This window comes from Streptomyces sodiiphilus, assembly GCF_039529215.1.
In the GTDB taxonomy this organism is placed as follows: domain Bacteria; phylum Actinomycetota; class Actinomycetes; order Streptomycetales; family Streptomycetaceae; genus Streptomyces; species Streptomyces sodiiphilus.
Genome location: NZ_BAAAMJ010000026.1, coordinates 134,674 through 149,181 on the forward strand (window position 1 = coordinate 134,674; position 14,508 = coordinate 149,181).

At 72.1% G+C, this 14,508-nt stretch carries 14 protein-coding genes, 1 tRNA gene and 1 riboswitch; of the genes, 10 read left to right on the forward strand and 5 right to left on the reverse strand.

The genetic code is table 11. The features are described from left to right. Window positions 1–15: 15 nt before the first annotated feature. Both ABD299_RS12690 and ABD299_RS12695 read right to left on the reverse strand, forming a co-directional pair. Window positions 16–88: transfer RNA gene (locus tag ABD299_RS12690), tRNA-Gln, on the reverse strand. A 15-nt stretch (window positions 89–103) separates the two neighbouring features. Continuing rightward, window positions 104–820, reverse strand: a complete 717-nt coding sequence (locus ABD299_RS12695) for a helix-turn-helix domain-containing protein (RefSeq protein WP_344261620.1) — start codon at window positions 818–820, stop codon at window positions 104–106. A gap of 176 nt (window positions 821–996) precedes the next feature. Here ABD299_RS12695 and ABD299_RS12700 point away from each other — a divergent pair, with 176 nt between their 5' ends. The 8 genes from ABD299_RS12700 to ABD299_RS12735 all read left to right on the forward strand — a co-directional run bounded on the left by ABD299_RS12700 (window position 997) and on the right by ABD299_RS12735 (window position 9,751). Continuing rightward, window positions 997–2,358 carry a sensor histidine kinase gene (locus tag ABD299_RS12700; RefSeq protein ID WP_344261622.1) on the forward strand — a complete coding sequence of 454 codons (1,362 nt, stop codon included), beginning with the start codon at window positions 997–999 and terminating at the stop codon, window positions 2,356–2,358. A gap of 122 nt (window positions 2,359–2,480) precedes the next feature. Further along, window positions 2,481–3,734 carry a cytochrome P450 family protein gene (locus ABD299_RS12705; RefSeq protein ID WP_344261682.1) on the forward strand — a complete coding sequence of 418 codons (1,254 nt, stop codon included), beginning with the start codon at window positions 2,481–2,483 and terminating at the stop codon, window positions 3,732–3,734. Window positions 3,735–3,822: 88 nt separating this feature from the next. After that, window positions 3,823–4,824 carry a transglycosylase family protein gene (locus ABD299_RS12710; protein ID WP_344261624.1) on the forward strand — a complete coding sequence of 334 codons (1,002 nt, stop codon included), beginning with the start codon at window positions 3,823–3,825 and terminating at the stop codon, window positions 4,822–4,824. Between the two features lie 219 nt (window positions 4,825–5,043). Next, window positions 5,044–5,252, forward strand: a riboswitch (cyclic di-AMP (ydaO/yuaA leader). Window positions 5,253–5,255: 3 nt separating this feature from the next. Further along, on the forward strand, window positions 5,256–5,921 hold the full coding sequence (locus ABD299_RS12715) for a LysM peptidoglycan-binding domain-containing protein (RefSeq protein ID WP_344261626.1): 666 nt from the start codon (window positions 5,256–5,258) through the stop codon (window positions 5,919–5,921). Between the two features lie 239 nt (window positions 5,922–6,160). Continuing rightward, complete coding sequence (gene eno, locus ABD299_RS12720) at window positions 6,161–7,441, forward strand: phosphopyruvate hydratase (protein WP_344261628.1); 1,281 nt, start codon at window positions 6,161–6,163, stop codon at window positions 7,439–7,441. A 157-nt stretch (window positions 7,442–7,598) separates the two neighbouring features. Further along, window positions 7,599–8,096, forward strand: a complete 498-nt coding sequence (locus tag ABD299_RS12725) for an FtsB family cell division protein (protein ID WP_344261630.1) — start codon at window positions 7,599–7,601, stop codon at window positions 8,094–8,096. Window positions 8,097–8,234: 138 nt separating this feature from the next. Continuing rightward, a complete protein-coding gene (locus ABD299_RS12730; protein WP_344261632.1) occupies window positions 8,235–8,795 on the forward strand; it encodes a DUF501 domain-containing protein in 561 nt (186 codons plus the stop codon). Beyond that, the gene (locus ABD299_RS12735) at window positions 8,792–9,751 is read left to right on the forward strand and encodes a Ppx/GppA phosphatase family protein (protein WP_344261634.1); all 960 of its coding nucleotides are present in this window, start codon (window positions 8,792–8,794) and stop codon (window positions 9,749–9,751) included. Before ABD299_RS12730 ends, ABD299_RS12735 begins: the two co-directional genes overlap by 4 nt. Before the next feature lie 50 nt (window positions 9,752–9,801). On the opposite strand, the gene ABD299_RS12740 is transcribed toward ABD299_RS12735, so the two are convergent. Together ABD299_RS12740 and ABD299_RS12745 are read right to left on the reverse strand one after the other, a co-directional pair. Beyond that, on the reverse strand, window positions 9,802–10,071 hold the full coding sequence (locus ABD299_RS12740; RefSeq protein ID WP_344261636.1) for a type II toxin-antitoxin system RelE family toxin: 270 nt from the start codon (window positions 10,069–10,071) through the stop codon (window positions 9,802–9,804). Beyond that, the gene (locus ABD299_RS12745) at window positions 10,068–10,340 is read right to left on the reverse strand and encodes a type II toxin-antitoxin system Phd/YefM family antitoxin (protein WP_344261638.1); all 273 of its coding nucleotides are present in this window, start codon (window positions 10,338–10,340) and stop codon (window positions 10,068–10,070) included. Before ABD299_RS12745 ends, ABD299_RS12740 begins: the two co-directional genes overlap by 4 nt. Window positions 10,341–10,766: 426 nt before the next feature. On the opposite strand from ABD299_RS12745, the gene ABD299_RS12750 reads away from it, so the two are divergent. Both ABD299_RS12750 and ABD299_RS12755 read left to right on the forward strand, forming a co-directional pair. Further along, entirely contained in the window at window positions 10,767–12,179 is a 1,413-nt protein-coding gene (locus tag ABD299_RS12750; protein WP_344261640.1) for an NAD(P)/FAD-dependent oxidoreductase, read from the forward strand. Window positions 12,180–12,357: 178 nt separating this feature from the next. Further along, entirely contained in the window at window positions 12,358–13,656 is a 1,299-nt protein-coding gene (locus ABD299_RS12755) for a class I SAM-dependent methyltransferase (RefSeq protein WP_344261641.1), read from the forward strand. Here ABD299_RS12755 and ABD299_RS12760 read toward each other — a convergent pair. Continuing rightward, a complete protein-coding gene (locus ABD299_RS12760; RefSeq protein ID WP_344261643.1) occupies window positions 13,626–14,408 on the reverse strand; it encodes an ABC transporter ATP-binding protein in 783 nt (260 codons plus the stop codon). The genes ABD299_RS12755 and ABD299_RS12760 overlap by 31 nt on opposite strands. Window positions 14,409–14,508: the final 100 nt, after the last annotated feature.

Sequence of the window (14,508 nt, forward strand, 5' to 3'; positions counted from 1 at the left end):
CACGCCGGTCATGTGCTCCCCTGCCAGGATTCGAACCTGAACCAATGAGACCAAAACTCAGTGTGCTGCCTGGTTACACCACAGGGGACGGTGGGCCGATGGCTCACACTCCCGACCCGACACCCAACACTATGCCAGTCCACCAGCCTTCGATACGACGGTACAGTTCCGCGCCTCCGCGGACACGCACGACGAGACATCCTCGGTAGCTGTCTCCCGTGTTCTTCCTGCGGGTCTTCGGCTGGTGCCTCTTGAGAGTGGTCCTGTCCAGACGGGACGGGTGCACCCCGGCCTCATCGGCCCAGTAGCGCTCGGCCCCGGCCACGTCGGCTGACTCGTGGATCATGACCCGGTACTGGAGACGATCCGGTGTGACGCCGAGCAGCCGTAGCCAGGCGAGGTACACCGCGATCATGCCGGGGTCGCTGTTGACGAAGTGAACGTCCTCGCGCAGGCGGTGGGGTTTGCTCTTGGCCCCTTCTGCCCAGTACAGGCCGACGCCGACGAGGAAGAGCTCGCGGTCCGTGAGGCGGCCGATCTCGTTGCCCGCCGCCATTTTGGTGTTCCACCGGGCGAGTGTCTGCCGGCGGCGGTGCGGTGCCCAGCGGGCTTCCCGCATCCGGTGCATGTGCTTCGGGGAGGGGGCGGGCGCCGGGAGGTCTCTGACCCAGCGCGAGACGGAGCTCTTCGATACACCGAGCTCGTCGACGATCCGGTCGTAGGTGTGCCCGGCCCGGCGAAGCTCCCGGGCGGTCTCGCGCAGATCCGGCCGGGCGTTCGGCCCGCGCCGGGCGGGTGCTGAGTCCTGGTTCGTGTGCATGACGGCAGGATGGCCCGGAAAGCCCCCCGGCGGATCGAAAGTGTCAGCGATTCACCAGTTCGAGTGAGGGGCGGGGTACCCGGAGTGCCGGACCGGCCGCGGGGTTGTGCGGTTCCCGGGGAGCCCACCGGAACTCCCCCGGAAAAGCGGTGGACCGCGCCCTTAGGCTGGTCCCCATGAGTGAAGCGGGGGCAGCCGGAAAGGGGCGGGAGTCCGGTCTGCTGTGGTGGCCCCGTCGGCGCAGCGTCGTCCTGGACAGCGCTCTCGCGCTGGTCTCGGGGGTGGAGTGCGTGCTGCAGGCGGCTGCGTTCGCGGACCGCACCGGGCTGCCCTCCGGGCCGCTGGCTCTGCTGGGGGCCCTCGCCGGGCTGACGCTGCTGGTGCGGCGGCGCCGGCCGCTTGCCGTACTTCTCGTGGCCATCGCCGTACTGCCTGCTCAGATGGGCAACCTGCTGGCGCTGGTGGGGCTCTACACGCTGGCCTCCTCGGAGGCGCCGCGGCGGATCACCGGGGCTCTCGCGGCGATGCTGGGGGTGGGGACCATGGTGGTCACCTACCTGCTCATGGACCAGAGCCTGGACCCCCACGATCCCGAGATGCCGGTGTGGTTCTCGGTCCTCGTGGCGGCGCTGTTCGGGGTGGTGGCGGTGGTGCCCCCGGTGCTGCTGGGCATGTACGTGCGGGCCCGCCGCCGCCTGGTGGAGTCGCTGCGGGACCGGGCGGACGGCCTGGAGCGGGAACTGGCGCTGCTGGCGGAGCGCGCCGAGGAGCGCGCGGAGTGGGCGCGCAGCGAGGAGCGGACCCGTATCGCCCGGGAGATGCACGACGTGGTGGCGCACCGGGTGAGTCTGATGGTGGTGCACTCGGCGGCGCTGCAGGCGATTGCCCGCAAGGATCCGGAGAAGGCTGCGGAGAACGCTGCACTGGTCGGTGACATGGGGCGGCAGGCGCTCACCGAGCTCCGGACGATGCTGGGGGTCCTGCGGGCGGACCAGAAGTCGCCGGCCGGTGCCGCGGCACCGGCCGGGCCGGGCGTCACCGGCGCGGGGGCGCCCGGCGGGGCCTTTGGCGGAGCGGAGCAGCGGGCGGAGGACGGGCAGGGGCGGCCGGGGCCGTCGCTGGACCAGGTCGCGGGGCTGGTGGAGCAGTCCCGGGCGGCGGGCATGGCCGTGGAGCTGGCGGTCGAGGGGGAGGAGCGCGCCTACGCACCGCAGGTCGAACAGACGGCGTACCGGCTGGTGCAGGAGGCACTGACGAATGTGCACAAGCACGCGGCGGGGGCCCGGGCGCGGGTGCGGCTGGCGTGCCGGGAGGGGGAGGTGGCCGTGCTGGTGCAGAACGAGGCTCCGGCCGGCGGTGGCGGCGGGCCGTCGGGGGCCGGGCTGCCCAGCGGGGGGAACGGCCTGGTGGGGATGCGGGAGCGGGTGACGGGGCTGGGGGGCGGCTTCGTGTCGGGCCCCACGGAGGGTGGCGGCTTCCGGGTCTCGGCGGTGATACCCGACAGGGCGGGCAGTCGCCGGCCGGCCGCAGGCGGCTGAGCCGGCAGGGGGCCGGGCGGGCGGTGCCGAAGCGGGGGTACCGGAGGGCAGAGGTGCGGGGAGGGGCGGGGGCGGGCGCGGGTTAGCGTCGGGGGGTGGAGGAGCGAGAAGACCCGACGCGGATGCCCGAGCTGTTCGGCCGGGAGTTCGCCGCCGATCCCTATCCGGCCTACGCCTGGCTGCGGGAGCACGCGCCGGTGCACCGGGCGGTGCTCCCGAGCGGGGTGTCGGCGTGGCTGGTGACGCGGTACGCGGACGCCCGCCAGGCGCTGGCGGACCAGCGGCTGAGCAAGAATCCGGAGCGGCACAGCGCGGCCGCGCACGGCCGGGGACGGGTGGGCATCCCGGGTGAGCGGGGCGCGAACCTCATGACGCACCTGCTGAACATCGACCCGCCGGATCACACCCGGCTGCGCCGGCTGGTGTCCAAGGCGTTCACGCCCCGCGGGGTGGCGGCCTTCGCCCCGCGGGTGCAGGAGCTCGCCGACCGGCTGATCGACGACATGCTGGCCGGGCAGTCGGGCGCGGAGCGGGGGAGGGCGGATCTCATCGATTCCTATGCCTTTCCGCTGCCGATCTACGCGATCTGCGATCTGCTGGGGGTCCCGGCGGAGGATCAGGACGATTTCCGTGACTGGGCGGGAATGATGCTGCACACTTCCGGCAAACGTGGCGGAGTGGGGCGCTCGGTGAAGCGGATGCGCGGATATCTGGGGGAGCTGATCCAGCGCAAGCGGAAGAATCCGGGTGATGACCTCATCACCGCCCTGATCCGGGCCTCGGATCACGGTGAGCATCTCACCGGGGAGGAGGCCGCGGCGATGGCCTTCATTCTCCTTTTTGCCGGTTTTGAGACCACCGTGAATCTCATCGGCAACGGGCTGCACGCGCTGTTCCGGAACCCCGCCCAGCGGGAGCTGCTGGAGCGCTCGCTGGAGGCGGGGGACGACCGTGTGCTGTCGGCCGCGGTGGAGGAGCTGCTGCGGTTCGACGGCCCGGTGGAGCTGGCGACCTGGCGGTTCGCGACCCAGCCGCTGGTCCTGGGCGGGTGCCGCATCGAGCCGGGGGACCCGGTGCTGGTGGTGCTGGCGTCGGCGGACCGGGACCCGGACCGGTTCGCCGACCCGGACCGGCTGGATCTGACGCGGCGGGACAATCCGCATCTGGGGTACGGGCACGGAATCCATTACTGCCTCGGCGCCCCCTTGGCCCGGCTGGAAGGGAAGACGGCGATTGCCACGCTGCTGCGGCGATTGCCCGGTGTCCGGCTTGCGGTGGATCCCGGCGATCTGCGGTGGCGTGGCGGTCTGATCATGCGTGGACTCCGGTCACTTCCGGTGGAATTCGACCCGGCGAAGGTGACGCAAAGTCAGTAGTGTGATCTCCGCGTGATATCGGTGGGACCGACTTGTGATGGGGCCGCGAAACGGGCTAGGTTCTGCCCTCAACCGCAACGTTGTTCGCATGAGAGGTCCGCACATGCTCTCCGGGAACGGCCGTCACCGTCGCCCTCGCCAGGCTCCCGCTTTTGTCGTCGCAGCAGGCGTCACCGGCGCCGGCCTCGCGATGCCACTGCTGGGGGCGGGTGCCGCCCAGGCGGTCACCGGGGAGACCTGGGATCTGGTCGCCGACTGCGAAAGTGACGGCGTGTGGAGCGCCGACACCGGCAACGGGTACTACGGCGGCCTGCAGTTGACGCTGGGAATGTGGGAGGAGTTCGGCGGTCTGGACTTCGCCGAGCGCCCCGACCTCGCCAGCCGCAGTCAGCAGATCACCGTGGCCGAGCGCATTCTCGCCGCCCAGGGCCCGCAGGCCTTTCCTACCTGCGCGGTCACCACGGGCCTGTGGCAGGAATCGCGCAAGGCCGCCGGAGGGGAAGGCGGGAAGGAGAGCCGGGAGCCGGGCGCGGATGAGGCCGACGGCACCGGGCGCGAGCCGGGAGAGCGGACCGGCGCGACCGGGCACGAGGGTGGCCAGGGGAACGGCCGGGAGCGGGCCGGCTCCGGCGCCGGGGAGACGCCGGAGGGGGCCGAGGCCGGAGACTCGGCGGACCGGCAGCGCGCCGGCGCCGGAGCCGGCGGCGCGCGGGACGGCCGGACCGGCGGCTCGACGGGCGAGGCCCCCGAGGAGCGCGAGGGGGAGGCGTGGGCCGGAGAAGAGGCCGGCGCCGGGGAACGGGGTCAGGAGGCCCCGGGCGGCAAGCACCGTGGCCTGCCGGACCCGCAGGAGGACGAGCGTGCCCAGGAGGCCGGATCGGGGCGCCACGCGGACCGTGGCCGGTCCCGGGAGCAGGCCGCCGACGCCTACGAGGTCCGGGCCGGCGACTCGCTGTCCCTGATCGCGGACCGGCAGGCGGTCCCGGGCGGCTGGCCTGCCCTCTATGAGCTGAACGAATCGGTCATCGGTGACAATCCAGACCATATCCTCCCGGGTCAGGAGCTGGACTTGGACGTCATGGCGCGTTAGGCCGTGAGCCACCGGAGGGATTTCCCTCTCGCGTAAGTGTGACCATCCTCTCGAACTTCCATGAGACTGTCCGGGTGGTCCGCACTGTCCGTTTAGTCCTTGACCTGCGAAGACATGTGATCGTTCCAGTCAAGCAGCGGCGTGTCGGTGATCTTCATCGTTCTTGAATCGTTAGGCGCGGTGTGCCTACTGTCCCTCTGCCCGCCAATGCGGGCACCGAGGGTCGAAACGCCGAATCCTGCCGCCGGCCCCGGAAGTCCGTCGTGCACCACCGCAGGCAGGAGCGGGGGACCCAGGTAAGTGCCGGTCCGGGCATCGCTGTCCGGAACGGCTTGGGGTGAAGCCGGAGCAGGAGAAACGTTCCGTCCGGCCGGGTAGCTCACACCCGAACCCGACAGCTCACCTCGCAGGCGTCGGTGAGAAGGAGCGTCATGCTCTTTTCGGGCAAGGGTCGCCACCGCCGTCCGTCCAAGCCGGCCCGTGTGGCCGTCGCGGCCGGAGTGACCGGCGCAGTCGTCGCACTTCCGATCGTGGGCGCGCAGAGCGCCCAGGCCGCCTCCGTGGAGACCTGGGACGCCGTCGCCCAGTGCGAGTCCACCGGCAACTGGTCCATCAACACCGGCAATGGCTACTACGGTGGCCTGCAGTTCTCCCAGTCCAGCTGGGAGGCCGCGGGTGGCACCCAGTACGCCTCGCGCGCCGACCTGGCCACCAAGGGCCAGCAGATCGCCACCGCCGAGAAGCTGCTCGCCATGCAGGGCCCGGGCGCCTGGCCGCACTGCGGCCAGAAGGCCGGGCTGTCCGCCGGCGGCCCGTCCGCCAATGTGGACGCCGGGAGCGGTCAGGGCGGTGCCGCGCCGCAGCAGCAGGCGGCCCCGGCGCAGCCCGAGCAGCAGCAGGCCCCGGCGCAGCCCAAGCAGCAGGCCCCGGCCCCGTCGGGTCAGGCCGGCCAGCAGTACGTGGTCGAGGCCGGCGACACCCTGGGCCGGATCGCCGATGCCCACGGCACCACCTGGCAGCAGGTGTACGAGGCCAACAAGTCCGTGGTCGGTGGCGACCCCGACCTGATCTTCCCCGGTCAGAAGCTCTCCCTCTGAGCCACGGCGACCCGTCCGGTGGAGGGCCCGCGCCACGGCGCGGTGCCCTCCACCGGGTTTTCTTCACCTTGTAAACAAAAAGATGGCATCTGCTCCGACCAGGGCGAATGCGGGCCGACGCCGTCCACGGGGCGAGCTGAGGAGACGTTCCGCGCCCCCGGCCGGTTAGGCTCAGGGGGCTGAAGACCGCTTCCCCGGCCCGGCCGGGCCGGCAATCGTCCCCTATGAAGGAGATGCTCGTGCCGTCCATCGACGTCGTCGTAGCCCGCGAGATCCTCGACTCGCGAGGCAACCCCACGGTCGAGGTCGAGGTCGGCCTCGACGACGGCAGCACCGGCCGCGCCGCGGTGCCCTCCGGTGCCTCCACCGGTGCCTTCGAGGCCCTGGAACTGCGTGACGGTGACAAGGCCCGTTACCTCGGCAAGGGCGTGGAGAAGGCCGTCCTGGCCGTCATCGAGCAGATCGGCCCGGAGCTGGTCGGGTACGACGCCACCGAGCAGCGCCTCATCGACCAGGCGATGTTCGACCTGGACGCCACCCCGGACAAGTCCTCGCTGGGCGCCAACGCCATCCTGGGCGTGTCGCTGGCCGTGGCCCACGCCGCGTCCGAGTCCCGCGACCTCCCGCTCTTCCGCTACCTGGGCGGCCCCAACGCGCACCTGCTGCCGGTCCCGATGATGAACATCCTCAACGGCGGCTCGCACGCGGACTCCAACGTGGACATCCAGGAGTTCATGATCGCCCCGATCGGCGCGGAGTCCTTCTCCGAGGCGGTTCGCTGGGGCGCGGAGGTCTACCACACGCTCAAGTCGGTGCTGAAGGAGCGCGGTCTGGCCACCGGCCTGGGCGACGAGGGCGGCTTCGCCCCCGACCTGGGCTCCAACCGCGAGGCGCTGGACCTGATCGTCGAGGCCATCACGAAGGCCGGCTACACCCCCGGCCAGGACATCGCGCTCGCGCTCGACGTGGCCGCCACCGAGTTCTACAGCGACGGTGTCTACACCTTCGAGGGATCGGCGCGCACCGCCGAGCAGATGACGGACTACTACGCGGAGCTGGCCGACGCCTACCCGCTGGTCTCCATCGAGGACCCGCTGAACGAGGAGGACTGGGAGGGCTGGCAGACCCTGACCGCCCGTCTCGGCGAGCGGCTGCAGATCGTCGGTGACGACCTGTTCGTGACCAACCCCGAGCGGCTGCAGCGCGGCATCGACAACGGCTCGGCCAACGCGCTGCTGGTGAAGGTCAATCAGATCGGCTCGCTCACCGAGACGCTGGACGCCGTCGAGCTTGCTCAGCGCAACGGCTTCAAGTGCATGATGTCGCACCGCTCCGGCGAGACCGAGGACGTCACCATCGCGGACCTTGCGGTCGCCACCAACTGCGGCCAGATCAAGACCGGTGCCCCGGCCCGCTCCGAGCGGGTGGCCAAGTACAACCAGCTGATGCGCATCGAGGAGATCCTCGACGACGCGGCGGTGTACGCCGGGCGCAGTGCGTTCCCGCGGTTCCAGGGCTGAGCCCACCGCGCGGCCGGGCGCGGTCCCGCACTGCCTGACGGCCCGTCGTCACCCGTATCCCCGGACACCCTCCCGTACGGTGTCCGGGGACAGGTGTCCGCGGACCGGGCCTTCTCGTGGGGCCCGGGGCCCGGGCGGGCGGAGCGAGGGAGGCGATGTGGCCGCGGAACGTGACCGGTTCTCCACGGCGACCAGGATCAGGGTGCTCGGTGAGCAGGCCGCGGCCCGCGTCTACCGCGCCCAGAGCCGGCGGCTGCGGCGTCCGCCGCGGCGCAGCCGGCTCACCGGCCGGGCGGCGGTGCTGGCCCTGGTGGTCTGTGCGCTGGTGGTGGCGCTCGCCTATCCGCTGCGCCAGTACGTCTCCCAGCGGTCCGAGATCGGCGATCAGCGCCGGCAGGCCGAGGAGGCCCGGCAGCGGGTGGAGGAGCTGCGGGACGAGAAGGCCCGCTGGCAGGATCCCGCCTATGTCGAACAGCAGGCACGCCGGCATCTGCAGTTCGTGCGCCCCGGTGAGACCGCTTTTCTCATGCCCCCCGTGGAGGGGGAGGACGAGGACGGTGAGGACGGCCAGGGGCGCCGCGACCACGGGGCTGCGGGCCGCCCGTGGTACGACAATCTGTGGAATGGTGTGGACCGGGCCGACCGGCGGCGCTGATCCGGCGCGGGCCGCACCGGGCGGTGCGGGTCTCCCGGCCGCGCGCCGTCCGCCGTTCCGTGTTCCCTTCCGACCGCCGCCTGCCGCCCGCCGTGATGCCCCTCTGTTCCCCGTCGGCTTCTACTTCGTCTGGTACTGATGCACACCCCACCTCCTCCCATCGAGCCGTCCCCGCCGACCGACACGGACATCGAGGCCGTCCGGCTCCAGCTGGGCCGCCCGCCGCGCGGAACGCGCGCCGTCGCGCACCGCTGCCCCTGCGGCAACCCCGATGTCGTGGAGACCGCTCCCCGGCTGCCGGACGGCACGCCCTTCCCCACCACCTACTACCTGACCTGTCCGCGCGCCGCCTCCGCCATCGGCACCCTGGAGGCGAACGGCGTGATGAAGGAAATGACGGAGCGGCTCGCGTCCGATCCGGAACTGGCGGCCGCCTACCGGCGGGCGCACGAGGACTACATCGCGCGCCGGGACGCCATCGAGGTGCTGGAGGGATTCCCTAGCGCCGGGGGCATGCCGGACCGGGTCAAGTGCCTGCACGTCCTGGTCGCGCACGCGCTGGCGGCCGGGCCGGGGGTGAATCCGCTGGGGGACGAGGCCCTGGCGATGCTGCCGGAGTGGTGGCGCAAGGGGCCGTGCGTGCGTCCGGACGACCCGGCGGACCGGCCCGAGGACGCTTGTGAAGGGAATCACACATGACACGGGTCGCCGCCGTGGACTGCGGCACCAACTCCATCCGGCTGCTGGTCGCCGACCTCGACCCGGAGTCCGGGACGCTGCGGAGTCTGGACCGCCGGATGGAGATCGTCCGGCTGGGGCAGGGCGTGGACCGTACGGGCCGCCTCGCCCCGGAGGCGCTGGAACGCACCTTCGCGGCCTGCCGGCGGTACGCCGAGGTCGTGGCCGGCCACGGTGTGGCGGACGGGCGGCTGCGGTTCGTGGCGACCTCCGCGTCCCGGGACGCGGAGAACCGCGAGGACTTCGTGCGCGGGGTGAAGGACATCCTGGGCGTGGAGCCGGAGGTCATCACCGGCGACGAGGAGGCCGGACTGTCCTTCACCGGGGCCACCAGGGAACTGCCGGGCCTCCCCGGTCTGGCACCGCCCTACCTGGTGCTGGACATCGGCGGCGGGTCGACGGAGTTCGTGCTGGGGACGGACGGGGTGGAGGCCGCCCGCAGTGTCGACATCGGCTGTGTCCGGCTGACCGAGCGGCATCTGCTGGAGGGCGGACGGCTCGCCGACCCGCCCTCCGGTGAGCAGATCGGCGCCATCACCGCGGACATCGAGGCGGCCGTGGACCTCGCGGCACGTCAGGTGCCGCTGGAGCGGGCCGGGACACTGGTCGGCCTGGCCGGGTCGGTGACCACGGTGGCCGGTATCGCCCTGGGCCTCGACCGGTACGACTCGCAGGCCATCCACCACGCGCGGATCGGCCTGGACCAGGTGCGGGAGGTCACCGAACGCCTGCTGGCGGCCCGGCACGAGGAGCGCGCCGCCATCCCGGTCATGCACCCCGGGCGGGTGGACGTGATCGGTGCCGGCGCGCTGGTGCTGCTGACGGTGATGCGGCGGACCGGAGCCCGGGAGGTTCTGGTCAGCGAGCACGACATTCTCGACGGCATCGCCTGGTCCGCGGCCCCCGCCCCGAGCTGACCGACGGGCCGGGGCCGGGGCCGGGGCCTGCAGGATGTGTCGTCCGTGCCTCACAGGCCCCGGTAGACGTCGCGTCGGTCACCGACTTTCACGACGAGGACGAGCAACTCGCCGTCGTCCACCTGGTACGCGATCCGATAGGAGCCGACCCGGAGTCTGTAGAGCCCGGACGGGCCGGTGAGCTTCTTGACGTCGGGTCCCTGACGGTAGGGGTCCTCGCCGAGGGCTGTCAGCGCGGTCAGGATGCGCATGGCGTCGTGCCGGTTGATGGCCCGCAGCTGCCGCTGTGCCGCCGAGGTGAACCGGAAGGTGTACCTCACGCCGCTTCGGGGTTGTGCTCGCTGAAGAGATCCGCCAGGAGTTCGGCCATCGTCACGGTGGGCCCGTCTTCAGCGAGGATCGCTTCCGCCTCCCGCGCCAGCATCACGTCGGCGGCTTCCTCCAGCGCTTCGAAGTCCGCGATCGGCACCACGGCTGCCACCGGGGCGCCATTCCGGGTGATCACTGTCGGCGTGCCCTGCTCCGCACGATTGATGTGCTCCGCGAGGTGAGCGCGGGCTTCCCGCATAGAGACGGTGTCCTCTGCCATGAGTCCAGTGTACGCACTTCCGCGTACACGCGTTCCGGGGTTCTGCGCCGCCGCCGGGGGCGCCCGGGGTTCTGGCCGGGTGCGTGCGGGATCGGGCGCGCCGAGGGCTCGTGAAATTCTTCACATGAGAGATCCGTCCGATCGGCGGGTCCGCCCGGCTTCGCGGGCCCGGGCCCCCTCGCGGGCCGTGGCCGGGCGGTTGTCCAGGGCGTTTCGGGCGGATGGCGGCGGGGTGTCCTGTTCGCGCGGGCGGCGGGACGGCCGGTCGAACGCGCAGTTCAGAGGGGTCGCCCCCCGGGCCGGGCGGACGCGTTGCGGAAGAGTCCCGGCGGCGGGCGCGGGAGTATAACGCAACTTCGGGGAAGCTTGTGAAGGGCATCACGAGGCCCCGCCCGTAAGGCTCCCGGGCGGGGGGATACTCGAAGCATGAGCACCACGGAGCGACCCCGAATCCTCGTCGTGGGTGGCGGGTACGTGGGCCTGTACGCCGCACGCCGCATCCTGAAGAAGCTGCGGTACGGCGAGGCCACCGTCACCGTCGTCGACCCGCGCTCGTACATGACGTACCAGCCCTTCCTCCCCGAGGCTGCCGCAGGCAGCATTTCCCCGCGGCACGTCGTGGTGCCGCTGCGTCGCGTGCTCCCCAAGGCAGAGGTCCTCACCGGCCGGGTCACCTCCATCGACCAGGACCGCAAGGCCGCCACCGTCGCCCCGCTCGTCGGGGAGGCGTACGAGGTGCCCTTCGACTACCTGATCGTGGCCCTGGGTGCGGTCTCCCGCACCTTCCCGGTGCCCGGCCTGGCCGAGCAGGGCATCGGCATGAAGGGGATCGAGGAGGCCATCGGGCTGCGGAACCACATGCTGGAGCAGTTCGACAAGGCCGACTCGACGAACGACCCCGACATCCGCCGCAAGGCACTGACCTTCGTCTTCGTCGGCGGCGGCTTCGCCGGGGCGGAGACGATCGGCGAGGTCGAGGACCTGGCCCGGGACGCCACCACGTACTACCCGGGCATCCGGCGCGAGGACATGCGCTTCCTGCTCGTGGACGTGGCCGACAGGATCCTTCCGGAGGTCGGCCCCAAGCTCGGCGAGTGGGGTCGCGAGCACCTGCAGAAGCGCGGCATCGAGGTGCACCTGGGCACGTCCATGACGTCCTGTGTGGACGGCCACGTGGTGCTCAGCAACGGCATCGAGGTGGACTCCGACACCATCGTGTGGACCGCGGGCGTCAAGCCGAACCCGGCACTGGCCCGCTACGGCCTGCCGCTGGGCCCCCGCGGTCACGTGGACACCGAGGCCACCCTCCGGGTCAAGGGCACCGGCCACATCTGGTCGGCCGGTGACAACGCCCAGGTGCCCGACCTGGCCGCGCGGGAGGCGGGGCAGGAGAACGCCTGGTGCCCGCCGAACGCCCAGCACGCGCTGCGGCAGGCCAAGGTGCTCGGCGACAACGTGGTGGCCGCGCTGCGCGGCTTCCCGGAGACCGAGTACCGGCACGCCAGCAAGGGCGCCGTGGCGGGCCTCGGCCTGCGCAAGGGCGTGGCCATGATCAAGCTCGGCCCGCTGACCCTCAGGCTGCGCGGCCGGCTCGGCTGGTACCTGCACCGGACGTACCACGGCATGGCGGTGCCGACCTGGAACCGCAAGATCCGGGTCTTCGCCGACTGGACGCTGGCACTGTTCCTCAAGCGCGAGGTCGTCTCGCTGGGTGCGATCCAGAACCCGCGCGAGGAGTTCTACGAGGCCGCCGCCCCGGTCACGGCCTCGGCGGCAGGGCAGAGCGACGACCGCCGGGCGGGGAACACCGGCCGCCGGCAGCGGGCGAACGCCCGCTGAGCGGACCGGCCCGGCCGCACCGCACCACCCGGGGGCGGCAGCATCCGTGCTGCCGCCCCCGGCGCATGCCGTGACCGCCCCGGGAACGGGGCGGGCCGCGCGCCACGTCCGGGGGAAGTTGCGAATGGGCCCCCGAGCCGCCCGCTCATCGAGCAGAATGCTGCCGGAGGTGTGGGCCATGGGAAGTGCGGCTGAGCGGATCGCGAATCTTCTGGGACGGCTTCTGGGGGAGGAACTCCCCTTCCGTCTGCGGGCCTGGGACGGCAGTGAGACGGGCCCGCCCGGTCCCGGGGTGCTGGTCGTGCGGAACCGGGACGCGCTGCGGCGCATGCTGTTCCGTCCCGGTGAACTGGGCCTGGCGCGTGCCTGGGTGGCCGGCGACCTGGACGCGGAGGGGGACCTCTACGAGTTGCTGCACCGGCTGAGCGGCCTGCTGTGGGAGCGGGAGGCCCAGCCCTCGAAACGCGCCGCGCTTCAGGCCGTTCCGGGCCTGCTGGCCCTGGCGGGGCCGCAGCTGCCGCCCCCGCCGCCGCCGGAGGAGATCCGCCGTCGCACCGGCCGCCGTCACACGCTGCGCCGTGACCGGGAGGCGATCAGTCACCACTACGACGTGGGCAACCGCTTCTACGAACTGGTGCTCGGGCCCTCGATGGTCTACTCCTGCGCCTACTGGGGCGGAGAGGCGCGGACCCTGGAGCAGGCGCAGGCCGCCAAGCTCGACCTGATCTGCCGCAAGCTGGACCTGCGCGAGGGGCAGCGGCTGCTGGACGTGGGCTGCGGCTGGGGCTCGATGGTGCTGCACGCAGCCCGCGAGTACGGGGTGAGGGCGGTCGGCATCACCCTGTCCCAGGAGCAGGCCGCCTGCGCCCGGAAGCGGGTGGCGGAGGCGGGGCTGGCGGACCGGATCGAGATCCGGGTGCAGGACTACCGCCGGACGTCGGACGGGCCGTTCGACGCCATTTCCTCGATCGGCATGGCGGAGCACGTGGGCGACGACCGTTACCGGGAGTACGCCGCCCGGCTCCTGGCTCTGCTGCGCCCGGGGGGAAGGCTGCTCAATCACCAGATCGCGCGCCGCCCGGACCCGGACGACGAGCCCTACGAGCTCAACGCGTTCATCGACGCCTATGTCTTCCCGGACGGCGAGCTGGCGCCGGTCGGCCGCACCGTCGCGCTGCTCGAGCAGGCGGGCTTCGAGGTCCGCGATCTGGAGTCGTTGCGCGAGCACTACGCGCTGACGCTCCGGGAGTGGGTGCGCAATCTGGAGGAGAACTGGCCGCAGGCGGTCTCGCTGACCACCGAGGGCCGGGCCCGGGTCTGGCGGCTGTACATGGCGGCCTCCGCGGTCGCGTTCGAGCGGGCTCAGATCGGGATCAACCAGGTCCTCGCCGTGCGGGCCACGGGGGACGGCGGCTCGGGGCTGCCCCTGCGGACCCGCGCCTGGCTTCAGGAGGCGGGGCCGGATCCGTCGGAGTAGGACCGCATCTGCGCAAGGATCCGCTCGGCCGTGGGGTCGCGCATTTCGGCCACTGCCCTGCCGTCGTTGAGGAAGATCACCCGGTCCGCGTGGGCGGCGGCCATCGGGTCGTGGGTCACCATCACCACCGTGCGGCCCAGGTCGCGCACCGCGTCGCGCAGGAAGCCGAGCACCTCCGAGCCGGACCGGGAGTCGAGGTTCCCGGTCGGCTCGTCGGCGAAGACGATGTCGGGCCGGGAGGCGAGGGCCCGGGCGACGGCGACTCGCTGCTGCTGGCCGCCGGAGAGTTCGGCGGGCCGGTGCTTGAGACGGTCGGTCAGCCGGAGCGTGCCGACGACGTGGTCCAGCCACTCGCGGTCGGGCTTGCGGCCGGCGATGTCCATCGGGAGGGTGATGTTCTCGATGGCGTTGAGGGTGGGCAGCAGGTTGAACGCCTGGAAGACGAAGCCCACCCGGTCCCTGCGCAGCCGGGTGAGGCGCTTGTCGTCGAGGCCGTTGAGTTCGGTGTCCCCGATGCGGGCGGAGCCGCCGGAGACGGAGTCCAGGCCCGCCACGCAGTGCATGAGCGTGGACTTGCCGGAGCCCGAGGGGCCCATGATCGCGGTGAACTCGCCCTCGTGGAACTCCACCGAGATCCGGTCCAGGGCGACGACCCGGGTGGGGCCCTCTCCGTAGATCTTGGTGAGTTCACGGGCGCGGGCGGCGACGGCGCCGCTCGGTGCGGGGGCGGCGTCTGCGGCGGGAGCGGACACGGTCACTCTCCTGGTGTGTGCGGGCTGCTGCGGCCGGCCGGTGGCGTACCGGTTCTCCTCCCGTACCCGCGGCAGCGCCCCGGGTACCGGCCGCACCGCA